At 67.7% G+C, this 25,682-nt stretch carries 25 protein-coding genes, 1 tRNA gene and 1 riboswitch; of the genes, 11 read left to right on the plus strand and 15 right to left on the minus strand.

Annotation, left to right across the window (positions count from 1 at the left end; translation table 11 throughout):
- The first annotated feature begins 134 nt into the window (after positions 1-134).
- Together D7D52_RS23105 and rox are read left to right on the plus strand one after the other, a co-directional pair.
- Positions 135-1,136 carry a hypothetical protein gene (locus tag D7D52_RS23105; RefSeq protein ID WP_246023240.1) on the plus strand — a complete coding sequence of 334 codons (1,002 nt, stop codon included), beginning with the start codon at positions 135-137 and terminating at the stop codon, positions 1,134-1,136.
- A gap of 484 nt (positions 1,137-1,620) precedes the next feature.
- Entirely contained in the window at positions 1,621-3,048 is a 1,428-nt protein-coding gene (gene rox, locus D7D52_RS23110) for a rifampin monooxygenase (protein WP_120744389.1), read from the plus strand.
- 73 nt (positions 3,049-3,121) lie between these two features.
- Here rox and D7D52_RS23115 read toward each other — a convergent pair whose 3' ends face one another.
- The 8 genes from D7D52_RS23115 to D7D52_RS37940 form a co-directional block, all read right to left on the minus strand.
- Positions 3,122-4,210 (minus strand): hypothetical protein, encoded by a 1,089-nt coding sequence (locus tag D7D52_RS23115; RefSeq protein ID WP_246023241.1) that lies wholly within the window; start codon positions 4,208-4,210, stop codon positions 3,122-3,124.
- A 768-nt stretch (positions 4,211-4,978) separates the two neighbouring features.
- Complete coding sequence (locus D7D52_RS23120) at positions 4,979-5,275, minus strand: hypothetical protein (RefSeq protein WP_120744390.1); 297 nt, start codon at positions 5,273-5,275, stop codon at positions 4,979-4,981.
- A gap of 133 nt (positions 5,276-5,408) precedes the next feature.
- A tRNA-Gly gene (locus tag D7D52_RS23125) sits at positions 5,409-5,481 on the minus strand.
- Positions 5,482-5,711: 230 nt separating this feature from the next.
- Positions 5,712-6,644 (minus strand): DUF8176 domain-containing protein, encoded by a 933-nt coding sequence (locus D7D52_RS23130; RefSeq protein WP_120739561.1) that lies wholly within the window; start codon positions 6,642-6,644, stop codon positions 5,712-5,714.
- Positions 6,641-8,236: a cutinase family protein gene (locus tag D7D52_RS23135; RefSeq protein ID WP_246023242.1), complete on the minus strand. Its 1,596-nt coding sequence runs from the start codon at positions 8,234-8,236 to the stop codon at positions 6,641-6,643. The genes D7D52_RS23130 and D7D52_RS23135 overlap by 4 nt, the downstream gene beginning before the upstream one ends.
- A 164-nt stretch (positions 8,237-8,400) precedes the next feature.
- A complete protein-coding gene (locus tag D7D52_RS23140) occupies positions 8,401-9,240 on the minus strand; it encodes a hypothetical protein (RefSeq protein ID WP_120739563.1) in 840 nt (279 codons plus the stop codon).
- Positions 9,237-10,040: a MinD/ParA family ATP-binding protein gene (locus D7D52_RS23145; protein ID WP_120739565.1), complete on the minus strand. Its 804-nt coding sequence runs from the start codon at positions 10,038-10,040 to the stop codon at positions 9,237-9,239. Before D7D52_RS23145 ends, D7D52_RS23140 begins: the two co-directional genes overlap by 4 nt.
- 537 nt (positions 10,041-10,577) lie before the next feature.
- A complete protein-coding gene (locus D7D52_RS37940; RefSeq protein WP_162958489.1) occupies positions 10,578-11,177 on the minus strand; it encodes a DUF8176 domain-containing protein in 600 nt (199 codons plus the stop codon).
- Between the two features lie 792 nt (positions 11,178-11,969).
- Between D7D52_RS37940 and D7D52_RS23155 the strand changes: the two genes are divergently transcribed.
- A complete protein-coding gene (locus D7D52_RS23155; RefSeq protein WP_120739569.1) occupies positions 11,970-12,470 on the plus strand; it encodes a hypothetical protein in 501 nt (166 codons plus the stop codon).
- Between the two features lie 799 nt (positions 12,471-13,269).
- Here the strand turns inward: D7D52_RS23155 and D7D52_RS37945 are convergent.
- Positions 13,270-14,487, minus strand: a complete 1,218-nt coding sequence (locus D7D52_RS37945; RefSeq protein WP_162958490.1) for a hypothetical protein — start codon at positions 14,485-14,487, stop codon at positions 13,270-13,272.
- Positions 14,488-14,862: 375 nt separating this feature from the next.
- Between D7D52_RS37945 and D7D52_RS37950 the strand changes: the two genes are divergently transcribed.
- Complete coding sequence (locus D7D52_RS37950) at positions 14,863-15,519, plus strand: DUF8175 domain-containg protein (RefSeq protein WP_162958491.1); 657 nt, start codon at positions 14,863-14,865, stop codon at positions 15,517-15,519.
- A gap of 3 nt (positions 15,520-15,522) precedes the next feature.
- On the opposite strand, the gene D7D52_RS23175 is transcribed toward D7D52_RS37950, so the two are convergent.
- The 3 genes from D7D52_RS23175 to D7D52_RS23185 form a co-directional block, all read right to left on the minus strand.
- Complete coding sequence (locus D7D52_RS23175; protein ID WP_120739573.1) at positions 15,523-15,837, minus strand: DMT family transporter; 315 nt, start codon at positions 15,835-15,837, stop codon at positions 15,523-15,525.
- A 10-nt stretch (positions 15,838-15,847) separates the two neighbouring features.
- Positions 15,848-15,911, minus strand: a riboswitch (guanidine-III (ykkC-III) riboswitch).
- 72 nt (positions 15,912-15,983) lie between these two features.
- On the minus strand, positions 15,984-16,178 hold the full coding sequence (locus D7D52_RS23180; RefSeq protein WP_120739576.1) for a DUF397 domain-containing protein: 195 nt from the start codon (positions 16,176-16,178) through the stop codon (positions 15,984-15,986).
- Positions 16,175-17,080, minus strand: a complete 906-nt coding sequence (locus D7D52_RS23185; protein WP_120739578.1) for a helix-turn-helix domain-containing protein — start codon at positions 17,078-17,080, stop codon at positions 16,175-16,177. Before D7D52_RS23185 ends, D7D52_RS23180 begins: the two co-directional genes overlap by 4 nt.
- A 374-nt stretch (positions 17,081-17,454) precedes the next feature.
- Here D7D52_RS23185 and D7D52_RS23195 point away from each other — a divergent pair, with 374 nt between their 5' ends.
- Positions 17,455-17,679, plus strand: a complete 225-nt coding sequence (locus D7D52_RS23195) for a MarR family transcriptional regulator (RefSeq protein ID WP_162958492.1) — start codon at positions 17,455-17,457, stop codon at positions 17,677-17,679.
- A 4-nt stretch (positions 17,680-17,683) separates the two neighbouring features.
- Here D7D52_RS23195 and D7D52_RS23200 read toward each other — a convergent pair whose 3' ends face one another.
- The gene (locus D7D52_RS23200) at positions 17,684-18,148 is read right to left on the minus strand and encodes an HAD domain-containing protein (protein ID WP_120739584.1); all 465 of its coding nucleotides are present in this window, start codon (positions 18,146-18,148) and stop codon (positions 17,684-17,686) included.
- 100 nt (positions 18,149-18,248) lie between these two features.
- Between D7D52_RS23200 and D7D52_RS23205 the strand changes: the two genes are divergently transcribed.
- Both D7D52_RS23205 and D7D52_RS23210 read left to right on the plus strand, forming a co-directional pair.
- Positions 18,249-19,649, plus strand: a complete 1,401-nt coding sequence (locus D7D52_RS23205; protein ID WP_120739586.1) for a serine hydrolase domain-containing protein — start codon at positions 18,249-18,251, stop codon at positions 19,647-19,649.
- Between the two features lie 112 nt (positions 19,650-19,761).
- Entirely contained in the window at positions 19,762-20,202 is a 441-nt protein-coding gene (locus D7D52_RS23210; protein ID WP_120739588.1) for a hypothetical protein, read from the plus strand.
- A 321-nt stretch (positions 20,203-20,523) separates the two neighbouring features.
- Here the strand turns inward: D7D52_RS23210 and D7D52_RS23215 are convergent, their stop codons facing one another.
- Positions 20,524-20,889 (minus strand): ester cyclase, encoded by a 366-nt coding sequence (locus D7D52_RS23215; RefSeq protein WP_120739590.1) that lies wholly within the window; start codon positions 20,887-20,889, stop codon positions 20,524-20,526.
- Positions 20,890-20,997: 108 nt separating this feature from the next.
- Between D7D52_RS23215 and D7D52_RS23220 the strand changes: the two genes are divergently transcribed.
- Both D7D52_RS23220 and D7D52_RS23225 read left to right on the plus strand, forming a co-directional pair.
- Complete coding sequence (locus D7D52_RS23220; RefSeq protein WP_187703027.1) at positions 20,998-21,618, plus strand: TetR/AcrR family transcriptional regulator; 621 nt, start codon at positions 20,998-21,000, stop codon at positions 21,616-21,618.
- Between the two features lie 339 nt (positions 21,619-21,957).
- Complete coding sequence (locus D7D52_RS23225; protein WP_120739593.1) at positions 21,958-22,851, plus strand: esterase/lipase family protein; 894 nt, start codon at positions 21,958-21,960, stop codon at positions 22,849-22,851.
- A 304-nt stretch (positions 22,852-23,155) separates the two neighbouring features.
- On the opposite strand, the gene D7D52_RS23230 is transcribed toward D7D52_RS23225, so the two are convergent.
- Positions 23,156-23,467: an EthD family reductase gene (locus tag D7D52_RS23230; RefSeq protein ID WP_120739595.1), complete on the minus strand. Its 312-nt coding sequence runs from the start codon at positions 23,465-23,467 to the stop codon at positions 23,156-23,158.
- 122 nt (positions 23,468-23,589) lie between these two features.
- On the opposite strand from D7D52_RS23230, the gene D7D52_RS23235 reads away from it, so the two are divergent.
- Together D7D52_RS23235 and D7D52_RS23240 are read left to right on the plus strand one after the other, a co-directional pair.
- Complete coding sequence (locus D7D52_RS23235) at positions 23,590-24,492, plus strand: LysR family transcriptional regulator (RefSeq protein ID WP_120739596.1); 903 nt, start codon at positions 23,590-23,592, stop codon at positions 24,490-24,492.
- A 329-nt stretch (positions 24,493-24,821) separates the two neighbouring features.
- The gene (locus tag D7D52_RS23240; protein WP_120739598.1) at positions 24,822-25,400 is read left to right on the plus strand and encodes a pyridoxamine 5'-phosphate oxidase family protein; all 579 of its coding nucleotides are present in this window, start codon (positions 24,822-24,824) and stop codon (positions 25,398-25,400) included.
- Positions 25,401-25,682 lie beyond the last annotated feature (282 nt).

Here is a 25,682-nt window from a genome sequence, read left to right on the forward strand (position 1 = left end):
TGCGTAACGAATGTGGTCGCTTTCCTGCCAGGGGACGGTCACACTGCGGCACTCTGGAAGTGACGGCCCGGGCTGGTGGTTTCCGAGACGACGGAGGCGGCCCGTGCGGTGAGTGTGGTGGCTGGGGTGATCGTGTGAGTACGAGGCGAGTGGATGTTCCGCGCGAGCGGTCGGTGGCCCTTGCCGATCCGGATCCGCAGGCGAATCCAACTCAGGCCGTGGGGGATTCGTCCGTTCGTGACCGTTCGACGTCCAGTCGCCAGGGCGCGGATTCGCGCGGGCACGCGGCGGGGGAGCGGTGCCGGGAAGCCGACTGCCCGGATTGCCGCTGGGATGTGCGACGGCTGGAATTCTGGTTACGCGGGCGGCTGCTGGCCGCCGGCGCGGACGACGCGCGTGTGGACGCGACGGTCGGCGCGCACACCGTGTACGTGCTGTGGCGCAAGGGCGATCGGACCTGCGCCATCGAGGTGTCCAGCGTGCCACCCGAGTTGGCGAGCGCCCGCCTGCGCACCGCCGAGCTGCGGACCAGCGGTTGTAGCGAAGTGCTATGGATTTGCCCGCCCGGTTTCTGGACCGCGCAGCTGCCGGCGCTCGGCCTCGACGACTTCGCGGCCGACGGCTGCGAGTACCGCATTGTCGGCGGCCTGCTCGTCTCCGGCCCCGGTGGCGTGGTCGCGTCCCGCCATACCGCTTGGGACCTGCGAGAATTCATGACGGGCTGGGTAGCCGAGGAGATCGCCTTCGGCTACCGCGACGAGCACCAGGGAGGATGGGCGACGGTGACCGACTGGGAACGTCACACTCGGACACAGGCGGCCGTCATCGCACGGCAACGCCAAGAACTCATGAACCAGCGCACCGCTCTGGCCTTGGCCCGCAAGGCCACTCGCGACAAGACCAAACAACTCCTGCGCCTCAACCACCGCCTCGAACGCGCCGAGATCGCCGCCCAGCAACAAGCCGACGACCTCGCCCAAACCCGCCGCAAAATAGCCGACCACACCCGCGTCGACGCCACCCTCCGCCTGACCGTAGCCAGCCAACGCTCCGCAATCCTCCACTGGCAACTGATCACCTGGTTCGCAGTCCTACTGATCGTCACCTTCATAGTCGCCGGCCTGGTCCTGAAATAACCACCGCGGAGTTCCGGACACGAACAGGGTTCGCGGGCTAGCCCTCCAGAGCTGGGAGTTTCGGGGGCGAACCCCTGAGGACTGTTCAGGGGCTCGGCGCGAAGCCCCCCTGAACGCAATGAGGTTCGGGGCGAAGCCCTAAGAGTCGTCGGGGTTCGGGGCGAAGCCCTAAGAGTCGTCGGGGTTCGGGGCGAAGCCCTAAGAGTCGTCGGGGTTCGGGGCGAATCCCTGAGAGTTGTTGGGGTTCGGGGCGAATCCCTGAGAGTTGTTGGGGTTCGGGGCGAAGCCCTGAGAGTTGTTGGGGGTTCGGGGGCGAAGCCCCTGAGAGTCACGAGAGTTGTCCCTCCCCTTCAACGTATATCGCAGTGGGCCCCTTGCGGCAAGCCCCCACCCCTGCTGCAGAATCGTCGGCCGAAGGTCGGTACCTGCGGAAATACCGTTCCCGCATCACCGACCCGAGGCAACTTCGACGATGGGTGGGTTCATGTTCGACGTAATCGTTTCCGGTGCCGGTCCGACCGGCCTGATGCTCGCCGCCGAGCTGCGCCTGCACGGCGTGCACGTCCTCGTCATCGACCGCGACCCCGAACCGACCAAGGTCGTGAAGGCCATGGGCATGCACGCCCGCACGGTCGAGATCCTCGACCAACGCGGCATCGCCGACCGCTTCCTCGAGGCCGGCACCCAGCACCCGACGAACGGCTTCTTCGCCGGCATCTACACCGACACCCCGATCGACCTCGACACCAGCTTCCCTTTCGTCCTGGGCCTGCAACAGCCCATCACCGACCGCCTGCTGGCCGAGCACGCGGTCGAGCTGGGCGTCGAAATCCGCCGCGCCACCGAACTGGTCGGCCTCAGCCAGGACGAGCACGCCGTCACCGTCGACCTCGCCGACGGCACCGCCCTGCGCGCCCGCTACCTGGTCGGCTGTGACGGCGGCCGCTCCACGGTCCGCAAATCCCTCGGCATCGGATTCCCGGGCGAGCCCAGCCGCATCGAAACCCTGCTGGGCGAGGTGGAATTGACCACCCCGCGCGAGGAGGTGATCGCGGCGGTCATGGAGCTGCACAAGACGCACCGCCGTTTCGGCGCGGTTCCCTTGGGCGGCAACCGTTATCGCGTCGGCGCCCCCGCCGCGGGCTTGTCCGACGATCCCCGCGTCCCGCCGACCATGGACGAGCTGTCCCGCCAGGTCCGTGCCATCGCGGGCACCGATTTCGGCATGCATTCACCGCATTGGCTGTCGCGTTTCGGCGACGCCACCCGGCTGGCCGACCACTACCGCCGCGGCCGCGTCTTCCTGGCCGGCGACGCCGCCCACATCCACCCGCCGGTCGGCGGCCAGGGCCTGAACCTCGGTGTCCAGGACGCGTTCAATCTCGGCTGGAAGCTGGCGGCCGCGGTCGCCGGCTGGGCTCCCGCCGATCTCCTCGACACCTACGAGGCCGAACGCCGCCCCTGGGCCGAGGACGTCCTCAACAACACCCGCGCCCAAACCGAACTGTCGCTGCCCGACCCGGGCCCGCAGTCGATCCGCCGCCTGCTCACCGAGCTCATGGACTTCCCGGAGGTGAAGCGCTACCTCACCGAGAAAGTCATCGCCATCAGCACCCGCTACGACTTCGGCCCCGGCCCCGCCTCCCTGGGCCGCCGCCAGCGCGACATCCCACTGAAGAACGGCCGCCTCTACGACCTGATGCACGAAGGCCGCGGCCTGCTCCTGGACCAGACCGGCACCCTGTCGCTGACCGGCTGGACCGACCGCGTCGATCACATCATCGACGTCTCCGAAGACCTGGACACCCCCGCCCTCCTCCTCCGCCCCGACGGCCACATCGCCTGGCTGGGCTCCACCCAACCCGCCCTCTCCGCAGCCCTCCTCCGCTGGTTCGGTTCCCCCACAACCTAAACCGCCCCACCCAAGCCCGCGCTGCCGCTGTATCCAGCGCCGCTGCTCGGCTCCCGGGGACGGGCGGGCTGTTTCAGGGGGTCGCTGATAGGCGGAAGGGGGCGCGCTCCCACCGCCAGCCGTGGCGCAGCACCAGGGCGGCCAGGTCGAGGAGGTCGAGGCCGGTGCGCGTGGCGTGCTCGTGGAGGGTGGGCCAGGTGACGGGTCCCTTGGCCAGCAGGTTGGCCAGGGGATTTTCCCGGCGCGCGTCGACGGGACGCTTCATGAGGTCGGCGACGCCGTCGCGGCTGCCGGTCCAGGTGAGCCAGCCCCACCCGCGCGCGTGAGCGTACCCCCGCGCGGCCGCGGCCCGGGCCCGCTGCGGGTACAGGGCGGTGTGCGCCAGGGGCAGCACGTCGACGAGTACGGTGCGGCCGTCGGTGAATGTGGCTGCGGCGGTGGGGTAGTGGACGCGCTCACCGCCGTCGAGCTCGTAGGTGACGGCGGCGGGCAGCTCTGCGAAGGTCGCCACCCGGGGGCTGGCGTCGAGCTGCCGCAGCAGCCGCGCCTGCAGCGCGGTATCGAAAGTGACTTCGCGGCCGAGCTTTTCGGAGTACATGCGCCCGCGCCCGTCATCGTCGTAATCCAGCCGACCGGCCGGCAGCGTGGGCAGCGCGGCGGGCGTCCCCGCACCCCATTCGATGCGCCGCAGCCACGTATTCCACATGTCCTCGGGCGCGTCCTCCGGCTGCGGCGCGGGCAGCAGATGCCACCGCCCCTTCTGCTGCCACCCCGCGATCCGCTGAAACACGAACCCCGCCAACCGTTTCGAGTCCTGCAGATCGTGCCCTGCCAGCCGCAACTTCAGATACGCCCAATCCTGCGCCGCGATATCCCCATCCGTCGCATACGTTTCCGCGAGCAGTGCCCGCACCAGCCGCTCGTCCCCCCACCCCACCGGATACCGCCGCCCGAACACCCCCAGATCCGGCACCCCCGTGGCCAGCGCCTGCCGCACCATCGCCCCCACCGCCCGGGTATACAACTGCCGCGCCCGATCCCGCGACACCCCGAACCGCGCACCCATCAACATCAACGTCTCCGGCTCCTCCCCATCCAGCCCGAGCCGGCACATCATCAACTCCGCATCCCGAGGCCGCTCCGCCGCAACCTCCCCCACCATCCCCGCCAACACCTCATTGACCTCTTCCAGCCCAAAATCCACCCCCGCCGAGGCATCATCCCCGGCCCCCCGCCCAACCCCCACATCCGCAGTAGTCAACCCAACCCCTACCCATCCGAGCCATCCAGTCCGCCGAGCCTATCCGCGCCCACCGACAATTCCCCCCCGCCCACACCCACCCCACCCCACAGCGCCCGCTCAGACCCAAACCAACCGCCGCATATCGCCCCCGAGTGGCCCGTCGGCCCGGCCCGGAGCCCCCGCGACCAACTGGCCATGGACGCACGCCTAAGCAACTCGGCCGTCCGCCGATCGTGCGGCTCTGAACGTGCAGCGACCCGCGGAGGGGCGTAGACCAGTCGCGGCAAGGTCGCCACGTGCAGGCGGCGTGGTGGACCTGGAACAGCCGCAATGGGATTGGACCGGGACGCGCGTCGATGAACTCGCTGAATGCGTGGCGACGCGGTGGGCCTGGGGGGCACGGCGATGGGTGTGACGACTGAGGAAGCTGGACCAGCGGCGACGGAGCGGCCAAAGGCGGGGGCGGTGGGGCCTGTGCTGATGGCAACGGGGTTGGCCTGGGCGTGCGGAATGGCCTGGGCGTGCGGGGTGGTCCGGCCGTGAGGGATGGTCCGGGTGCGCGGAGGCGAGATGGGGCGGGCGTGCGGAGGTGGGGTGCGGGGTGGGCACCGGGCTGCTGGGGGCAGCCCGCTGCGAAATCTGTTCTGACAGCGCCGGTTCCGGGAGAGCGGCTGGGGGAGGGCGGGGTTAGGTGATGACGGCGTTCATGATGGTGCCCGCGCTGGTGGCGATGATGCCGCCGATCATGGCGCCGGCGACCATCTTCGGGGAGGCGAGCCCGCCGCCGGACCACTTCTCCCAGGCGAACCGGCCGCCCGCGTAGGTGATGCCCAGTACGCCGGACAGCAACACGAACCAGGTGAAGTACCGGACGAGCTTGAGCAGCTTGTCGGCGACCGGCGGTGTCTCCGGTGTGGGGTTGCCGAGCTGGGCGAGCACGGCGTGTTGGGAGAGCACAGTGTCGTGGAAGGCGCTGAGCAACATGGTCACCTAGAAAAGGTACCGCGAATCGACCCCGACATGCCCGGGAATGTTTGTGAGATCTACTGCGTACGAACAGCTTTCGCCATCCCCACCGCAGTCACCACGGAACTCGCTGTATTCGAGAAGATCGTTGAGCGGATGACGAGATTCGAACTCGCGACCCTCACCTTGGCAAGGTGATGCGCTACCAGCTGCGCTACATCCGCATTCACACCCATCGGAGCTCTCCACCCCTCCGGCTGCGAGAAAGAACGATAGCCCACCCACCCCACATTTCCAAAACGCATGGCAAACCCTCAGTTCCCCCACCCCACCTACCCCAGCCCCCGCAGCATTCGCAATCCAACAGCAAGCGCCCTGGCACGGTGAGAATGCTGTGGTGCAGGGGTCCTCTCGGCCGATGTCTGCGTCTGTGCATTCTCAGTGCCTGGACCACCTACTTGGGGGTGTCTTCGTTCACGGGGACTATGGCGGAGATGAGGGTGGCGTCGCCGACTTGGGTGGTGATGACGAGTTGGGGGGACCAGGTGCGTTTGCTCGCGTCCGGATGCTGTTCGCTGACGACCATGACGTGCTGGCCGTCGAACGGGCCGGGCATGATCTGCACGCAGTAGGTGGTCCCGGCCGGGATGCTGTCGATCCCGGCCTGAATCTGTTCGACACTGGGCGCGGTGGCGTCGGGCGCGAACATCGCGCGCACCGCCGTACCGGACCGGTCGACGTAGTACCGATTCTGCAGCGCGAGAATGACATCCGTCCCGGACTTGGTGCTACCCGGCCCATTGCCGCGTACGGTTCCGTCCTTCACCTCGTTGGGGCAGAGCCCGGCGGGCAATCCGGCGGCGGCCGGCTCGGTCGTCGCGGGCGGCGGCGCCGAGGTGTGCGGTGCGGCCTGCGGCGTGGCGACGCCCGGTTTCGCGGGCGCGCTGTCACCGCTGACCTTGGCGATCTGCACCGCGATCGCCGCCGTCACCGCCAATACCGCGAGCACCCCCAATATCGGTACAGCCCACTGCCTTCCGCGTTCGGTGACGGAGCTCCCGCCGACGCGCTCGCGGACCGGCCGTTTCAGCGGCCGCCGCCCGTACTCGCTCCAACTCGCTCGTTCGTCGGGCAGCGCGTGCCGGGCCGCGCTCTGCCCCGCCCGTGCCCCCGGGTACGCGGTCCGAGCGCTCTGATACGCCGACCGCGGCTCGTAGTCGTCCTCGAATTCGTCGTATTCGCTGTCGTAGTCGTCGTATTCGGTGCTGTGCGCCGCGGGTGCGGGCGCGCCGGTGATCCAGTCCGACCAGCGTCCCGTATACGCGTCCGGACCGTCCCCGGAGCTGACCGGTTCCTTTGCCGTGGAATGCGATTCGGTGGTGCTCATGGCGTCGCCTGCGGTCCGAGGTCGATGATCGGCGCCCCGCTGGTCGGCGGCGCACCGGTCGGGGGTGCGCTGGTGTCCGGGGTGAAGGTCAGCGTGGGCGCCCCGCTGCTCGGGGCCGCGGACGCCCCGCCGCCGAGCGGGAACTGCCCGTTGGCGGGAACGCTGGTGGGCGCGGTCGAGGTGCCCGCGAAATCCATTCCCACACTCGGCTTGTCACTGCCGCCGCGCGGCACGCCACCCGGTGCGGCGGCCCCGGACAGGTCGTGGGCGACCGCCGCGAACCACTGCCCGACCCAGTCGGTGGGGCTTTCCCCGAAGCCCGCGCCCTGCGCATGCGTGTAATCGTGCTTCTGCGCGGTGTCCCAGTACCGCACCCACGTGGTGACGTCGAGCAGATCCTTGTTGTCGGTGATGTTCTGCGTGACCGCCGAGAACGACTGGGTGACCAGCCGGCTGATGGTGGTCGGCGGCACCAGGTTGGTCACCGCGCCGAGCAGCTTGGTGCCGAATACCGCCAGTCCCGCAATGGGATTGGCGAGCCCGGCGGTGGCGATCTCGGCGATGTTGGTCGGCGTCAGAATGTCCTTCACCACCGCCACCACCGAATTGATGGCGATGGTGCCGAGCTTGAGCAGCGCCTGGAACGCGCCCGGAATATCGACCTGGGTGCTGGGATTGGAGGCGTCGGCGATGCGCTGCGAGATCGACTTCTGCGGCTGATAGGACAGATCCGCCAGCGAGGTCCCCGACACGTCCTTGTTCACCACCGAGGTGACGGTCTTGATGGAGGTGAACGCCAGCGCCTCCGCGATCGATTTCAGCGACCCGATCGGATCACCGGCCGAAAGCTCCACCTGCCCCGCGATATTGGCGACGGTCCGCACCAGGGGCGCGCCGACCGGGGTGTCGCAGGCCAGATCGCCCTCGGTGCAGAACTCGGCGACCCGCCCGACCAGACTGCCGAAGTTCTCGAGGGTGGCGCTGTCGGGCGCGATCCCCGCCCCGGACGCGGTCTTGGTGGCGGGCGGATCCGACAGTCCCGCAACAGCTTTGCCGTCGGTCCCGGGTGCGCCGGTGGGCAGCTTCTGGTCGGGTTTGCCGGGGAACAGCGGCGCGTTGGCATTGCGATTGGGATCGCCGAACAGCGCGACGGCCGCGACCTTGTCGGCCGGGACCGTCCCCTTGCCCGCCCCGACCTCCTGCGCGAACTGGGAGGCCACGTGCGCGCCCTGGGAGTATCCCGCGATCGCCAACTGCGTACTGGGACAGCGGTCGACGACCTGTTTGGCCATGGAGCGCAGCCGGTCGAGGCCGTCGCCCACCGACTTGGTGTAGGTGACGGTGCTGACCGAGGTGGCCCCGCCGAACGACGCCTCGTACGGCACGTACGCCCGGTCGACCAGCCCCGCGTCGCTGGCGGTGGCCATCATGGGCCGGAACACCTCCGACAGCATCCCGGTGTCGGTGGTGACGGCGGCGTCGGGGGAGGATTCGCCGGTGCCCTGGATGCCGAGCGCGAACAGCGACGGGCAGGTGGCGATGGGCACGGTGGTGTCGGGCGGCCCGGCGTGCGCAACCGCCGACGCGCTCACCCCGACGGTCGCGACGACGCAGATCGCGGCCGTGAACAGCGCCGAACTCCGCCGAATCGATACGGGGCCTTGCCGTTTCGGTGTCGAACTCCGCGATCTCGGCGCGGAGCGTCGCAATCCCAGTGGGGGCAGCGGTTTTCGATGCACGTCGCACCTCGTTCAGGTCAGGGACTGGCTGATGGCGCGCCGTTGCGCGCGCGTTCGGTGATCCGTGCTCCGGCGGCGCGGGCCGCGGTGAGGATCTGCTCGGCCAGAAGCCGAACCGGTTGCGGGGGAGTGCGTGTCGGGTCCCCGTCGTCCATCGGTGTGTGTTCGGTGGCCGGTTCCCAGGCCGCCAGTTCGTAGGGTTCCAGTGCCCGCCATTGCTCGAGCCAGCCCAGCCGCCAGGTGCGCGCGCCCAGCGCCAGCGCCAGCCCTTCCATTTCCTCGCGCCGCTGTGCGACCGGAATCGGCAGCGGCCGAGCCGAATCCGCGACGGTCAGCACCCCGACGACGTGGCTGCCCACCGGCGTCGCCTGCCCCTGATGTGCGAGCAGCGCCCGATGCAGGGCGTTCACCCCGCGCAGGTGACTGCGCCCGACCAGCACCACGAGCGGCGAATCCATGTCCCCGGCCAACCCGATGCGGGCCGGCCACCGCTGCCCGGCATCGCCCGCCCAGCTCAGACTGGCCGCCAGACTGCTGACCCCCGCGCCCCCGTGCACGCCCACCAGCCACAGCAGTGGCGGCCGCGCGAGCCGGGTGGGCACCGCCCGATGCCACATCGGGACCGGTTCCATGGCGGGAGCCGAGGAGTGGCCGAGCGCGGGTGCGAGCGGCGGCGAATCGGGACGCTGTGCGGCGGGGCTGTTCTCGGCGCCGGCGAAGCCATAGAGCCTGCTGCCCAGCGTGTTCGGCGTCTCGGCGGAGTGGCTCGCGGTGCGAAGCGGCGCGGCCGCGAGCTGGCTTGTGGCGAACGGGGTCTGGGTGACCTCCGAGAGTTCGGAAACCTGGTAGTCCCTCATCGCAGCGCCCCCAGCAATGCCAGGTAGGCGTCTCGCGTACCGGCGTCGAGGCGATGCCAGGTGATCGGGCCGCCGGTCGCGAGATGCAGGTCGAACGGCACCTCGACGATGGCCCGCACCCACGAACCGAGATGGGTGTGCACGTGGTCGGCGACGGTCGCCATCGAACCCGGCACCTGCTCGGTGAGCACGATGACCGCGTCGCCGACCACGAACTCCCCGAAATTCTCGTCCAGCCAACCCAATGCGGGCTGCAGCCGGTTGATGGCGTCGGGCCGGGCGGCGACGGTCAGCACCAGCCCCACCCGCGGATCGGCCAGCAATGGGGCGGCCAACCGGCTGGTGACGGGTGCGCCGGCATCGAAAACCCCCAGCAGCCCGGCATTTTCGAGATGCCGCGCCACCGACACGAGAGATTCCCTGCGCGGCAACGGATCCGGCGTCCGCGCCAGCACCCGCACCCCGGTCGACGTCTGCCCCGAGCACACCCCCACGGTCGCCGCGACCCCCGGATCGGCGGTGCCCAGCCATTTCTGCAGCGTGCTCACCGGCGCGACGGCATCGCATCCCCGCGCGGCCACATCGCCGCCCCCGAGCGTGCCGTCCACCACGACCGGCCACACCCCGCCCTCACTGTCGACCCCCGCGGCCGCGGCCAGCCCGAGCGCCGTGGTCGTCGCCCCCGACGACCCGGACCCGCCCAGCACCAGCACCGGCGGCAGCGCCGCCCGCACCAGCCGCCCCTGCCCACCCCGCAACGGCACCGCATCCGTCGGCGACCCGGCGGGCGCCGGCTGCATGAGCCCGCTCCCCGCCTCCTCCTCACCGCCGAGTTCCCCTGCCTGAAACCAGAACTCGGTCCGCGCCGCACCGGACTGCGCCCGAGCCGCACCACCGCTCCCCGACCCCCGCCCCGGATCCGACAGCCCTGCGTCCCCACGCGCGGCACGTGCGCCGTCCGTCGATGGACGCACGTCCTCGACTGACGGACCCGAGCTGTCGGCTGACGGACCCGCGCTCTCGGCTGACGGACCCGCGTTGCCGGCTGATGGATGCGCGTTGCCGACTGACGGACCCGCGTTGCCGGCTGATGGATGCGCGTTGCCGACTGACGGACCCGCGTTGTCGGCTGATGGATGCGCGTTGCCGGCGGTCGGCGGTGCGCTGTCCGTTGTTGGATGCGCGTTGCCGGCTATCGGCAGCGCGATGTCAGAGGGCTGTGTGCTGTTGGCTATGGGTTGCGCGCCGGCGCCTGCCGGGCGTGGGCCGGAGGGGAGTGTGGTGTGGGGTTGGCCGGGCCGCGGGGCGCGGAGCCGGTCGTCGATGTCGACCATGCCTCACCGGCTTCCCTCGACGATGGAGATGATGCGCACCTGGCCGTCGCGAACGGCGGTGGTGAAGACCTGCTGCCAGGTGGCGGTCGTCCCGTCCGGATGCTTCTCGTCGATGGTGACATTCCAGTGGTCGGCGTCCACACCGGTGATGTTCACGCAATGCTTGGTCCCGGCCGGAGTCGCCGCGATCGCGTCGCGGGTGGCCTGTTCCGGCGCCACCTTGGCGTCGGGCGCGAGCAGCGCGCGCACCGCCGCCGGATCCCGCTGCACGTACCAGGCATATTCGAGCCGCAGGATGACCCCCGGCCCGCTGCCGAGATCACCCGCACTGGCCCCGCTCACCCGATCGGGCGTAGCGCGTTCCTGACACCACGCGATCAGCCCCGGCTGATTCGCCGCCGTCGTGGACGCACTCGCGGTACTGGTCACCGGCACCGCCCGAGTCGTACTCGACTCCTTCGGCATGAGCGCCAGCCACCCCACCACCCCCACGATCACCAATGCCAGCGAAACCCCAGCAATCGCCATGGCCCGCCGCTGAATCCGCCTCCGCCGCTGCGTCTGCGCCGCCCGCCGCCGAGCCTCGACCACCAGCCCCGCCATCGGATCCTCAGCTATCAACTCATACGGACTCCCCACCCGTTCCCGCCCCGACTCACCCTCCGCCCGAGCCCAAGCCGCCTCATCCAACCAAGCCGCCCACCCCGCCCCCTTCTCCGCCGCCCCCGCGACACCCGAACCCGTCCCCCCACCCCCGCCAGGCACAAGCTCCGGCATAGGCGGCCGCCCCCGCCCACCTTCACGCAAGTCCGCCTTCACCCCGCCGGGCAGCGCCCCCGCCCCGCTAGCCCCCGACTCACCACCACTCGGCAGTGACCCCGCACCGCTAGGCCCGGACTCGCCATCGCTCGGTGGTGTGCCTGTGCCGTTTGGCCCTGACTCGCGACCGTTCGGCAGTGAGCCTGTGCCACTTAGCCGCGACTCGCGACCGTTCGGCAGTGAGCCTGTGCCACTTAGCCGCGACTCGCGACCGCTCGGCAATTGGTCTGTGCCACTTGGCCGCGGGTCGCCAGTGCTGGGTAGCGGGTCTGCGCTGCACGGGCGCGAGCCGCCGGCTCTCGGCTGTTGGCCTGTAGCGCTGGGGAGTGCACTCGTACCGGTCGGGGGTGTTCCGGATGCGTCCGATCGGCTTCCCGCAGTGGTCGATTGAGCGCTCGGGGCTCTGCGTCGCGTGGTCGGCCCCGACCAATACTCGTCGGGATTCTCGACCCGTCCGCCTATGAACCTCGCCGGGTTCGTTCCCTCCCCGCGCGTTCCGCTGTCGGGTTGGCTTGTCCCAGTACTCTGCTCGCTTCGCCAGGTGCCGTCCCCGCCTCGCTCGGTGCTCGGCCTGCTTTGTTCAGTGCCTTGCCCGCCCTGTCCGATGCCCCGCCCACTTTGATCGGCACCCGACCCGCGTGGTTCAGCACCCGACCCGCGTGGTTCAACACCCAGCCCGCGTGGTTCAGCGCCCGGCTCGCGTGGTTCAACACCCAGCCCGCGTGGTTCAGCGCCCGGCTCGCGTGGTTCAACACCCAGCCCGCGTGGTTCAGCGCCCGGCTCGCGTGGTTCAGCGCCCGGCCCGCGTCGTTCGGCACCCGGTCCGCGTTGTTCGGCACCGGGTTCGCTTTGCTCGGCATCCGGCCTGTGTTGGTCGGTGCCCGGCTCGCTCTGTTCGGTGCCCGGCATGCTCTGTCCGGTGCTCCGCCTTCCTTGCTCAGTGCTCAGCTTGCCTTGCTCGCTGTTCGGCTCGCCGTGTCTCGCATTGGATTTGCTGTGTTCGGAGCGGTTGCGGTGCCTGTCGTTGCGGGCCGAACCTGGTGCGAATGCGCGAGTCGTGGGCTCGGGTGGCGGTGAGTTCGGTGGGGTGGGCTCGACCGGGGCAGTGCCTTCCGGTTTGTTCGTTTCGGGCGGATTCGGTGAGCCGCTCTCACGATGTATGCCGCCCAACCCTTCCGGTGCGCTGGTGCCGTTGCGGCCCTGCTCGCTGGTTGGCTGCTTGCCAGTGATCGGTGTCGGGGTTGGCTGGGGGAGGCTCAGTCCGCGTGCTTTGCCGTCGGCTGGCTTGTCCGTTGTGGAGTCGGCCAGGCGGCGATTCCCGGTGCCGAGTGGGGTCGCACCGCCGGTGAGTCGGGCACCGGTCGTTTTGGCGGTGGGGGAGTCGCCGCCGGTGCGGTCGGCGGCGCGGTCGCGTGCGGTGTCGCCGGTGAGTCGGCCGGTTGCGGACCTGTTCGGTCTAGCGTCGCTGGTGAGCCGCCCGGATGCCATTCGGCCACCGGCGGATTCGCCACGCGACCGAGGCTCGCCGCTGTCCACTGCGGTGTCGCGCTGGGCGGATTCCACTGCGGTGTCGCGCTGGGCGGATTCCACTGCGGTGTCGCGCTGGGCGGATTCCACTGCGGTGTCGCCCTGAGCGGATTCCACTGCGGTGTCGCCCTGAGCGGATTCCACCGCGGCGTCGCCCTGAGCGGATTCCACCGCGGCGTCGCCTTGGGCGGATTCCGCGGGGGCGGCCAGCGGCGTGGCCGGGTAGGGAGCGGTGAGTTCGATTCGGGTGAAGTCGGGTTCGGCGGCGGGTGGGGTGGGGGATAGGTCGCCGGGGCTGGATTCTGCGGAGTCGTTGTCTGCGGTCACGACGTCGTCCGTGTCGTTTCGGTCACACACCGGGCGGTGCGGGCTGGATGGCGGCCAGGAACGCGTCGGGTGTCAACGCCGGCATCTGCGCCACCGCCGACCGCAACGAATCCACCTGCGTATCCACCGCTTCCGTCACCTGCTGCACAATGGGCGCGGTCTGCGGCACCGCCGCCGCCACCTGCTGCCCCACCCCCGCGACGGCCTGCTCCACCACCGGAGCCGCCGCCTCCACCACCGGCGCGACCTGCTGCCCCACCTGCTGCACGATCGGCGCGGCAGCCTCCACCACCGGCGCGGCCACCTGCGCAACCGGCGCGGGCACCTGTGCCACCGGCTCGGACGCGTTTGGCAGGCCGGCATTGGCGGCAACCGGCTGCACCTGGCTCGTCGAGTCCCCAGGCGATGAAACCGGTTGGCCGCCAGGCACTTCTTGCGCCGCTGTGTGCGGCCCCAGCGCGACAGATGCCGCGCCGATGATTCCGCCGACGGCCGCGCCGCCAAGCGCGCCCACGCCAACTCCGATTGCTGCGGCGGGGAGGATCCCCACCAAGCATCCACCGATGCCGCCGACGGCGATCCCCGCTGGGAGTCCCACTCCAGCCGTAGGTATTCCTGCGATCGCCGCACCGGCGAGCGCGCCGATCGCGCCGCCCACCGCGCAGCCGAGTGAGCCTGCGGCCGCGCCGACGATCATGCCGCCGTATCCACCTACGCCGCCGCCGATCATCGTCGACCCGGCCATGCGATCGGAATCGTCTCGCGAGAAACCCATTCCGTCGTACACGGCGGCGATCTGCCATTCGACACTGTCGAGGTCGGTCTGCAATTTGTCGCGAGTCCTGGTGTCGACAAAGTCAGGAATCTGCACCGCTGCCGTGCCGACGCGCAGATCATGCGGACTCGCGGGCATCACCTCGGGTGCGTTCGCCGCAGGCTGATCTGGCTGTGTGGCCTCAGGTTCCGTTGGCTGTATCTGCGGTTGCGTCTGCTTCGGCCCGATGATCGTGTTCTGCGGTGCCGGGGTGTTCTGCGGCTGTGGGGCGGTCTGCTGCTTCGGCCGCGGTCGGTTCGGAGCTGGGAGGGGGTCGGGAATGTAATCCGCCGGGCTGGGTGCGGCATTGGGCGCCTGGGGCTGGGTGCTCAGCCCCGGCTGCCCGTCACCGGGCACCGCCAGTCCGGGCTGGCCGGGGGCGGCAGCCGCCACGCCGTGCCCGGCGACGAGCGCGATGGGCAGCATCGATAGCAGCAGCGAAGATCTCTTGGCTTTCATAACCCCAATTCCCCTTCCCCGAACCGACAGCTGCGGGCGCGCGACCCGATTCCCCCGAATGCCATGGCATTCCACACCACTGGCTCAGAACACAGGTGGCCCACCGGAACAGCGTCCCGATGATCCATCATCAAACCCCACCACCTGCGATGATCATGTTGCGGACCCGATCTTACCCGGATCCTGGGACCCCACAACCGGTTCCGTGACAGGAGTGACGAATTGTTAAACCCAACCTTCCGCGACCCATAGGATCAGCGCGTCCCGCCCCGGAGCCGGACTCGAAAAAGCGCCACCGCAAACACTTCTCGACCGCCTCGCGGTCCACCCGAAGGAATCCCCATGCGCGCCAAGCCAGCACACCACGCGCAAACTCTAGCCGCCGTGGCCCTCACCATCCTCGTCACCGCCTGCGCCCTCACCGCCTCGGCCTGCGGCGTCAGTGACAACAACGCCTCCGCCACCAAGACCACCACCGTCGATCCGGCCCGCGCCCCCGCCGACATCCATTGGGAGAACTACCAGGGTGTGCAACTCCCCGTGGGCGGTCACGACGGCCCCAGCAAACTCGGCACCACCGCCGCCGGCTACACCCGCACCCCGCAGGGCGCGGCCCTGGCCGCCATCAACCACAGCACCCGCCTGTCCCTGGCCCCCGACGGTGTATGGCCCCAGGTGGCGGCCCTTTCCCTGATCCCCGGCCCCGCCAAGGACTCCTGGGTACTGGCCCGAGCGCAGATCTCCATCACCGCTCCGGCCAATGCCACGGTGGCCCCGCACATCACCGCCTACAAGATCACCAACTACACCCCCGACCGAGCCGACCTGACTGTCTACGCCACTTACTCCGACGCCAGCATCACCGCGACAGCGGAAACGGTCCTGTGGGTCTCCGAGGATTGGCGACTCCTGCTCCCGGACCCCGCCGCCAAAACCCAGACGGTCCAATCGGTCCCCGCCATCCCCGCCGACGCGGTCACCCTCCCCGCCGCGAAATAGCCGTCACCCGACCAGCTTCAACCCGATCACACACGCCACGATCCCGCCCAGCAACAGCAACTTGACCGCACTGACAGCGGCTTCACCGGTGGCCATGGAGTAGACGACGGTCAACACCGCCCCGATCCCCACCCACACCGCGTACGCGGTCCCGACGGGCAGTCCGCGCATGGCATACGCCAGCCCGCCCATGCTCAGCAGCAGCCCCAGCCCGAACACCACACTCGGCCCGAGCCTGGTGAACCCCTCCGACTTACCCAGCGCGGTGGCCCACACGGCCTCGAAAATCCCGGACACGACCAATACCAGCCACGACATGACAACCTCCGAAAGGCCGTCTTGTCGCACACCGGGTACGGCTCCATCGTCCGGGCCCCAGACAGGGGCTACATACACCATGGCAAACACTCAGCGACCCGGGCAAATTCCCCATGGTGATCTCGGCCTCCCCCGAGATCACCCGATCACCGCCAGACGGTGCTCCGCAGGAATCGATCCCACTGCTCCCCGGAGAACACGAGCGCCGGGCCCGCCGGATCCTTGGAATCCCGCACGCCGACGAACTTCGCGTCACCCAGGAAGGCGACCTCGACGCACTCCGAGGCATTGGGGGACTTGCTGGACTTGAACCACTGGGCGGTGGAAAGGTCAAAGCTCACGCCATGCACTCCTTCACGATGCGCCACACCAGGTCACGGCTGGCGTCCTCGGTCAACGCTACCTGCTCGAGGTCGTTGATCGCCCGGCGATGACGCGCGATGACGTCGGATGCCTCGAGGTAGAGCGCGCCTTCATAACCTTCGACGTACACGACGGGCGGCTCGACCATTCGGCTTGCCAGCGGCGGGAATTCGAGCAGGGTGAACGACTGGAACACCAATCCGCTGCCGGCTTGCACCGTGTTCGGGACGACCCGGATCGAGACATTGGCACGTTCGCTCTCATCGGCCAACCGCTGCAGCTGCTCGGCCATTACGGCTGGGCCGCCGGGGTTATGGTGCAGAACCGCTTCGGACAGAAGGGCATCCAGCCAGAAGTCGGTTTCCTCGAGCCGGGCCTGCCGGCGCGCGGCGAACTCGAGTCGCCGTTCGACATTGACCGCCGAGAGATCGGGATGCGCGGCCTTGATCAGGACTCGGCGATAACCAGCTGTTTGCAACAATCCAGGAATCAATGAGAGTTGATGTGTAGTAAGGCGATTGGCGGCAGCCTCCAAATGCAGATAATGATCGAAATGAGAGTCGAGTTGATCGCTGTAGGACCGCCACCAACCCTTGGTCGTACCTTGCGATTTCGCGATCAAATCCTGCTGCCGGACCTCTTGCCACAGCGTCAGCACCTCGTCGCGCTCCTGGCTCGGATTCGGAATCCCATAGAAGTCGAGTAGGTCTTTGATCTGAGCGGTCGATATTTTGATCTTCTGTCCGTCTTCGAGCCGGCTTACGCTCTGCGGCGATGTCTCTAGGCAAAGCGCCGCAGCATTTTGGACTTTTCCGGCGCGGATCCTGTGCTTTCGAAGAGTGCGACCAAATGCCCTGCGGGGGAGTGACGACCCGGCCATTTCGTTAGCCTCGCTATCTGGGTTGCCCCAATCTGGAATAGGCCAAACTGGATCTCCTGTTGATTATCGGCGATTCGCCACTGTGGCGCTCACGTTTTGGGTCTAACAGTTGTCTACTGGCTCTGTTGTCACCCGAATTCGTCACATTCGTGAATGGGAGCCCGAAATGCCCTGGGACGCATGGGCGCTGCTTCTCATCATCGCCCTCTGCCTCACTGTCATCGCCGTCACCGCTCGCGACTCGTACCGCCTCAGCCGGGAGTCCCGTCGCGACACTCTTCGCCTTCCCCTCGCCACCGGCGGCTACCTCGATATCCCGTCTCCGCCAACCCATCCTGTCGGCCGCCACCGACTGCGCCCCTGAGGTGATCGTCATGACCCAAGCCGAAATGGCGGTCCTCGCCGCCCTTCACCCCGACCACAGCCTCACCGCTCCTCAAATCCAGCGCGCCGCCGCCCTCACGGCCCACCGCACCCGAACCGCGATCGCCGCCCTCACTTCCCGCGGCCTCATCGCGCCTACCCATCCTCAATCCCGCTACCGCATAACCCCGCGAGGCCGAGCGGCCCTCACCACCAAAACCCCTCGCTTCACCTGAGCCGCTATGGTTCGGCCGCAACTCTCGTGAGCCATTTCGCCAGCACGTGGAAGTCGCTCTCCTGCAGCCCGATTCGCGGATCCACTCGGTGGAGCAGGGCAGCGCGAGAATGCTGCGCCACCCATTCTCGATCCTCATCCCGGATCTCGTCGTCGACCCAGGCGAACGGCCGGCCATTTGCCCATTCGACAATCGTCCTTGTCTTCCAATGCAATCCGAACCAGTCGTCGATCCGGTGATCGTCCTGGTCCGGCCATTCCACCACCGCCAGTTCGGGCAATCCCAGCGCCGGGCTCAGGGATCGGTTCGCCTCGTGCATCCAGGTGGTCGCCCAGACCAGCTCGCAGGGGAGGTGCGAGAGCCGTGGACCCAGTGCGGGATCCGCTCGGCCCGGGGGCGGGTTGCCGCCGAAGGGAATGAGTGGCCCATCGACATCGAGGAACAGCACCGGGCGTCGCAGGGGATTCATCGTGGTCGAAGGCTAGCTGTCGGCGGGCTGTCGGTGGGCTGTCAGCGCGGGCGGTCACGGTGGGTCTCAGCGAAAAGAGTCGCGGAGAAAGGTCGGCACGATGTCGAACATGGGATTGAACGCGCTGGTCAGCGATTTCGTCGAAACCAGCGGGGTGCCCGGCGTGGTCGCCGGGGTGTATCACGCGGGACAGCAGGAGGTGGTGGCCTGCGGGGTGACCAATGTGGTCACCGGCGAGTCGATGCGGGAGGACACCGGGTTTTTGCTCGGGTCGGTCACCAAGGTGCTCACCACCACCCTGGTCATGCAGCAGGTCGAGCAGGGGCGCATCGACTTGGACGAGCGGGTCGTCACCTACCTGCCGGAGTTTCGGCTCGAAGTCGCGGGCGCCGCGGATATTCGTATCCGGCACCTGCTCAACCACACCAACGGCATCGACGCCGACCTGTATTTCCCCGACGCCGACGGTCCCGACGCGCTGCGCATCGCGGTCGATGGCATGGCCGAACAGGTCGGCACATTGTTCGCTCCGGGCGAGCACATCAGCTACTCCAACGGCGGCATGATCGTCGCGGGACGCGTTCTGGAAGTCGTGACCGGGGTGCCGTATCACGAACTGCTGCAACGGAATCTGTTCGACCCGGCGGGTATGACCGGCGCGGTCACCAGTCCCGCGCAGGCGATCCTGCGCAGCACCGCCGTCGGGCATTTCCCCAGCCAGGACGGCGCGCGCCGCACCGATCTGTTCAAGCTGCCCGACACCTGGGGGCCGGCCGGGTCCTCGGCCATCGCCGGCATTGCCGATCTGCTGGCTTTCGGTCGCATCCACCTCGACGGAGGCCTCGCGCCGTCGGGCGCCCGCGTGCTGTCGGAGGAGTCAGTGCGCCGCATGCGGACGGTCACGTATTCCACTGGCAGCCCGCATATTCCGCCGATCGGGCTGGGCTGGCTGCTCATGCCGTTCGGTGACGTCGAGGTCCTGTCGCATTCGGGCGCCTCACCGGGCGGCGTCGCGGTGCTGGTCGCGGTGCCCGGTCGTGACCTGGTCTTCGCCGCGTACGGCAACGATGCCCGCGCCATGGCGCTGTTCGACCGAATTCTGTTGACGCTGTTGCGAAATCGTCTGGGCGTGACGGTCCCGGATCTGATCACCGCCACCATCGAGGCCGAGGATCTCGGGCGCTACGAAGGCACCTACCGCTCCAACCAGTTGCGCATCGCCGTCCGCGCGGTGGACGGCGGGCTGGAGGAAACCACCACCTACGAACCGGCCGACGAGCAACAGTCCGGCATCTTCACCGCTTTCGTCGGTGGTTCGATCCCGGTCATGACCCGGCGCTACCTGCCTGTCGGCAAGGACGTGTTCGCGCCCGCCGGCCTCCCGCTGGAGATGTTCACCGGCTACTCGCGTCAGCTTCTGGTGTCCTACCACGACTTTCGCGACGGCGTCCCGCGATACCGTTCGGCGGGCGGCCGCATGACCCGCCGTGCCGTCGACTGACCCCTCCGAAACGAGAGTGGCTCAATGAAATTTCAGAATGCCAGTTCGCTGCTAGGGTCTGCGGCGAAGTCCCGGTGACAGCGGCCGGGACTCCTGCACCTGGAGCGCAGGTATGTGGTTCAAGAGGCTCGTCGCCACCGTCGTCGGAATCGCCGGAATCGGCACGGGCACACTGTTTTCCCCCACGGCGCAGGCCCTCGCCGCGGTGGTCCGCATCTCGGTCTGGAACGGCACAGGCGCGAACATCGGATTGATCAACCCAGCCGACGGCCACCACACCACCCGCGCCACAGCGCTTCCGGTCGGCGTATGGAGCGAAGTCGACAACATCTACGTCCCAACCGACGGCACCTTCGTCGTCATCTACGGCAACACCTGCCTACGCGTGCCAGGCACCCTCGACGGATTCACCTTCGTAGCCGGCCGATACAACGTCCAACTCGGCTCCCTGCACCTCAACCCCACCCTGACCTTCATCCAGGACAAAAGCAATCCACCCAACGGCGTCCAGGTCGCCGACAACGCCCCCGCAGCAAGCTGCGCCGGCCTCTAATCCCTCACCAGCGGAAAGCCAACGCCGCGTAGTCATCTCGCCTACGGACCCACTCGTTGAGTGGCACATAAGCGAGGCGTTTTGCCCGAATCGGCCTCGATGGTGTGCCACTCAGCGAAGGTCCCGTGTCCGCGAACCGGGCATTCGGGCAGACCGTGCATCCTCTCCTCCACGAGCCGCGATCCCAGTCCACCTCACCGGCGACAGGAGACAGCCCCCTCAGCCTGACCCTCGCTTCTCGGCGCAGCCGTAGCCGCCTGGCTCTCGAAACAGCGTGGATTTTGAATCGCCCAAGCACTCGAAGAGTTTCGCCCAATAGGCTCAAAGGGTTTCGGCGCTGTAAGGCAATCCCGTCCCGACAGCCCAGTTCTCCGCGATCCGACCGTTGTCGATACGGAAGATCTCGATCATCATCGGCGACGGGCCGCCGTCGGCGACGGGGAGCCCTTCGACCGACGAGCGAACCGCTACTCGGTCGCGATCGACCAAGACGTCCTCGGCGACGACGCGGATGTCGGGAAACTGTGTCACGAGACTCCGCCAGACGCTCTTTCCCGCGTCGAAACCGGTGGTGCCGAGCGCGTGGCTGAAAAAGTTCGGGGTGTGCAGTTCGTCGGCCTGGTCGAACTGCCGTGTGTTGAAGCACTCTTGTAGCCGCCGCACCACGGCGTCAGGGTCGAGCGTCATGAGAAGTCCTCTTCGGGATCGAAATCCGGGTGCCTCGCCCTAAGCGGTGCGCCGCCCCGGTTGTGCGATAAGCATACGGGGCCTCGCCCCGCTTAAGCTAGGTGTGCGATGAACAAGCAACAGCCCCAGCGCATTCCATTCGAACCCATGCCCCCGCCTGACGGGTCCCGAGGGTTGCGCGCCGACGCGCGCCGCAATCGCCGGGCCATCCTCGAGGCTGCGCAACAGTTGTTCGCCCGTGAAGGACTGGGCGTTCCGCTTGACGAGATCGCCCGGCGGGCCGGCGTCGGACCTGGGACGGTTCACCGGCACTTTCCCACCAAAGAAGCTCTCTACCTCGCGGTCTCGATCGATCAGCTCGAACATCTGGTGTGCGACGCCGCGAACCTGGTTGCTGATGACGACCCCGCCGCGGTGTTCACCCTGTTGTCACGGATGATGGCCAACGGCGCCGAAAACAGCGCGGTCAAAAGCGCGCTCACCGCAGCGGAATTCGACCTGCGCGTGGTCGCCCCCGATGTCGCGGCGGCCCTCACCGGTCATGTGTCCGCCCTGCTCGACCGCGCGCGCACTGCAGCCCTCGTTCGTGACGACATCAGTGTCGCGGATGTGATGGCATTGGTCGCAGGCGCGTTCGCCGCAATCCACCACGCCAATGCCCAAACCAGCCCTGCCCGCGCAACCCACCTCGCATCCGTCATCCTCGACGGCTTACGCCCACGCTCCTAGTCGGAGAGGAAGTCCCGGCGACAGCGGCCGTGACTTCTGCATCTGGAGCGTAGGTATGTGGCTCGAGAGGCTCGTCCCCGCCAGGTCGCCGACAGCGCCCCCGCAGCAAGCTGAGCCGGCCGCTGATCCCTCACCGTCGTCGATGTAGCGACACTCATCGATTCGATCGGCGAGCGTGTTGACGCCGATCGTCGGAGCTTCGGTGACGAGGCCGCCGTGGGGCGGGCAACGTCGCAGTGGTCGTGACTGTTTGCCGCGACGATTGTATTGTCCTGTGTTGGTGCGGGATTCGCACACAGTCCGGGTGGGTCACAGGTTGAGGTCGAAGGGCTGTCGAACATGAGAATTCCTGCGAAATTCACGACCGTGCTGGTTTGCGCGAGTGCTGCCGCGATGATGGCCGGGGGACCGGCTGTCGCTGCGCCGGATACGGGTTCCGGAGCGGCGAACATCCCCGCGGGAAATACGATCGAACCACCGATCGACTGCGTTCCCGACTCAGCACACCCCCGTCCGATCGTGGTCTTGCCCGGTGGAGATGGAACCACCGCTGACACCGCTACGCAATGGGACACGATGCTGACCGCGTTACGCGGGGCAGGCTACTGCGCGCTCCTGTTCCAGGGTGGGGTCATCAACGGAAACCGTTGGACCGGCGATATTCCGAGTGCTGCGCGGCAAGTCGCGGACTTTGTGACCAAGGTTCGCCAGGTTACCGAGGCTGATCAGGTTGATCTTGTCGCGCATTCGGCCGGAACGATCGTCAGCAACTACTTCCTCGAGGTCCTCGGCGGCGCCCCCGCGGTGGCCCATGCGGTCTTCCTCACCCCAGAAACTCGGGGGTGCGATGGCGCAGGTTTCCTTGCCGCATACGGGATCGAGAACTCGCCTGTCACCCCCGTCCAGGTGGTCGCTGCCTTGCCGTTCTTGGGCACCGTCCTCGCCGCTGTCGCGCCCGACAAGGCCAATGCCGTCCAAATGATGCCTTCCTCGAGTGTCTACCAGGCAGTTTTCGATGGGCAGGTCAGCCAGCCCGGCGTCCGTTACTCGGTGCTATCGACACGTAATGATGAGCTTGCGACGCCGGCCACCATCTGCTCTGTACTTGACGAACCCGGGGTGAACATGAATTTCTACGAAGACTTGTTTCCCGGCTCCGCGCCGGTCGGGCATTCCTCCCTCAGATCAAGCGCCAACACCGCAAATTGGGTCATCCAACAGCTTCAAGGTTGAAAATGACCGATGATGTGCTGAGCTCGACATGTGCCCGCCGCGACGTGATCCGGATTCAGTCTCCATGGCCGCCATCATGGTGTCCGGAAATGCCGCGAGTCGGGTGGTTGGGCTACGTCGGACGTGGTCGGGGTGACATACCCCAGCGCCGAATGCCGATGCCATCTTCACCGCCCGTCCGTCGACGGTGGAGTCGAACTGGAAATCCAACGCCCACACCACCTTCGGCGCACCGGCGTCGACCGGCGGCACCGACGAGCCGGGCGGCACGCCCCGAACCCGTCCCGGAGCGTGCCGTCGTGCCTCAGTCGCTGTCGTCCCGCACCGCATAGTCGATGACGACCACACCGCCGGTGGCGTAGTTGACGACATCGGCAGCGGCCTGCTGACCGAACTCTGACGCCCGCATCGCGGCCAGTGCGGCGGCGTCCGCGAAGTCGGCTTCGAAGACCGCGAAATACGCCGGTTCTCCCTTGGCCGCCGCCACCTCGAAGCTGTAGCGCCACGCGAGCACCCCGGGCCACTTCCTGACCAGCGGAAGGTGATTGTTCACGTAGTAATCGCGGAAGTGGTCAGGGTCGACGGGCTTGGGATAGAGGACCAGCAATTTATGCACGACTGCCTCCGGCCGTCTGTTGAATCGTCATATGCGCAGGTTAAGGCTCGATGTGCGGTCGAGGGAAAGATCGGTACGCGATAGACTCAGAACGGATCGTTATCAATCGGCAGGGAGGGCATGTGGCCCCGGATACGATGAGCCTGCGGTACTTCCTGGTGCTGGCACAGGAATTGAACTTCACCCGCGCGGCCGCACGGATCGGCATCGCACAGCCCGCACTCAGCGCCCGGATACGCCGATTGGAAGCGGAACTCGGTACGAGCCTGCTGGTACGCAACACTCGAAGCGTCGAATTGACCACGGCCGGTGCGGCTTTGGTGGAGTCCGCGACGCCCGCGCTGGCGGCGCTGGACCGAGCTTGGGACGCCGCCCGCAATGCCGGTGCCGGTGAACTGGGCACACTGCGTATCGGATACAGCCTCAGCGCGGGCGCCGAGACGGCACCGGCCTTGGTAGACAAGCTCATTCGCAGCAACCCAGGACTCGAAGTCGCCGCGTCCCCGCTGGCGACCCCCGAGATCTCTCCCGCCGTCGCCGACGGCCGCCTCGATGCCGGCATCACCCGCGGCGAACAGCCCGCCCGCGGCGCACGCCGATTCCTGCTGCGCCGTATGCGCATCGGAGTCCAACTGGCACGACATCATCCCCTAGCCGCCCACTCGGAAATCGAAATCGCCGACGCCGCCGCCTACCCACTCCGCCTCCCCGACCGCACCGCCAACCCCGCAATCCACGACCAACTCTCCGCCCTTTTCCACAACACCCACCCCACCCCCCAATTCCGCACCCCCGCAGTCTCTTTCGACCTCTCCCAACGCGACCTACTCGACAACCTCACCCTAGCCCCCGCCGGCGAAGTAGCAGCCACAACCCAACCCCCCGCCCTAACCTGGCGCCCCCTCCGCGACGCCCCCACCCTCACCCTCCACCTAGTCCTCCCAACCCTCCAATCCCCTCTCCACCACCGCATCCGCACCACCGCCAAATCCCTGGCCCACGAACTGCACTGGCTTACCGCCTGACCCCGCATCAGGCAAATCGGTATTCGCCCCAAGTAGCCCGGGTGTTCCGACCCTGCGGTGGCCCGGAAAGCAAGGCAAGCACGTTGAGTGGCACACGAGCGAGGCGAAGTCGGACAAATCCCTCGGTTATGTGCCACTCAGTGATGAGAAAGGGCTGCTGCACGCGGATCGGCCAGGGGAGAAGGGACTCGCCCGAGGGGGTTGACGTGACGTGGTGGCCGCGTCGTGCGCAGACTGGAGCGGGCAAGCGCGGATGGGTGAGAGGACTCTCACCGTCGAAATGAAGAACATCGCCGATAGGATCATCACATAGTCGAGAGGGGGAGCTCATGGCCAAGGAATTCTCGCATTTGGATGACTCGCTGCGGCGTTTCATCGAGGCGCAGGCGATGTTCTTCGTCGCCACGGCTCCCAACGGCGATGGACGTGTGAACTTGTCTCCCAAGGGATATCAGGACACCTTCGCCGTTATCGACGATCACACCGTCGCCTACCTTGACTTGTTCGGTAGCGGCGCGGAGACGATTGCGCACCTGCGGGACAACGGCCGGATCACCGTCATGTTCTGCTCGTTCACTCGTAACTCCAGAATCCTGCGCCTGTTCGGTACGGGACGAGTCGTGCGACCTGACAGTCCCGAGTTCGATAGTCTCCGAACGTTTTTCGGTCTCGGCCATCCGGGAATTCGGGCGGTCATCGTTATCGACATCGAGCGTATCGCTGATGCCTGCGGGTACTCGGTCCCTTACTACGAACTCGTCGGTGAGCGGCCAGTTCTCGATGCTCATCACGCGAAGCAACCGGACGAGAAATTCGCGAACCGGATCGCAGGCGACAACGGCCACAGCATCGACGGTTTGCCCGCCCTCGATCCCGACCACCCACTGCCGTCCGCCGTCATACGGTAGGCGCTACGGCACTGATCGTCGCCCATTGGGATGCCGATCATCGTTGGCAGTACGGCTCGGGTCCGCCAGTTCGGGCGAACTGCCGTGCCATCGTCTGCAGCGCCAGCGCCAGTGCTCTTGTGGCCCCCAGGTTCGTGATGGCCTTGCGCGCGCCAGGGTGCTGAGGCCGCCGGTGCAGTGAATCGCCCCGGGTTTGGTGCCCAGCGCCTGCGCCCAGTACCGATCGGTTGCGCCACGGCCTCCGCGTAGTTCGGCACCACCTCATTCGATCTTGTGGATTGG

It is taken from the genome of Nocardia yunnanensis (assembly GCF_003626895.1).
GTDB classification, from domain to species: Bacteria; Actinomycetota; Actinomycetes; order Mycobacteriales; family Mycobacteriaceae; genus Nocardia; species Nocardia yunnanensis.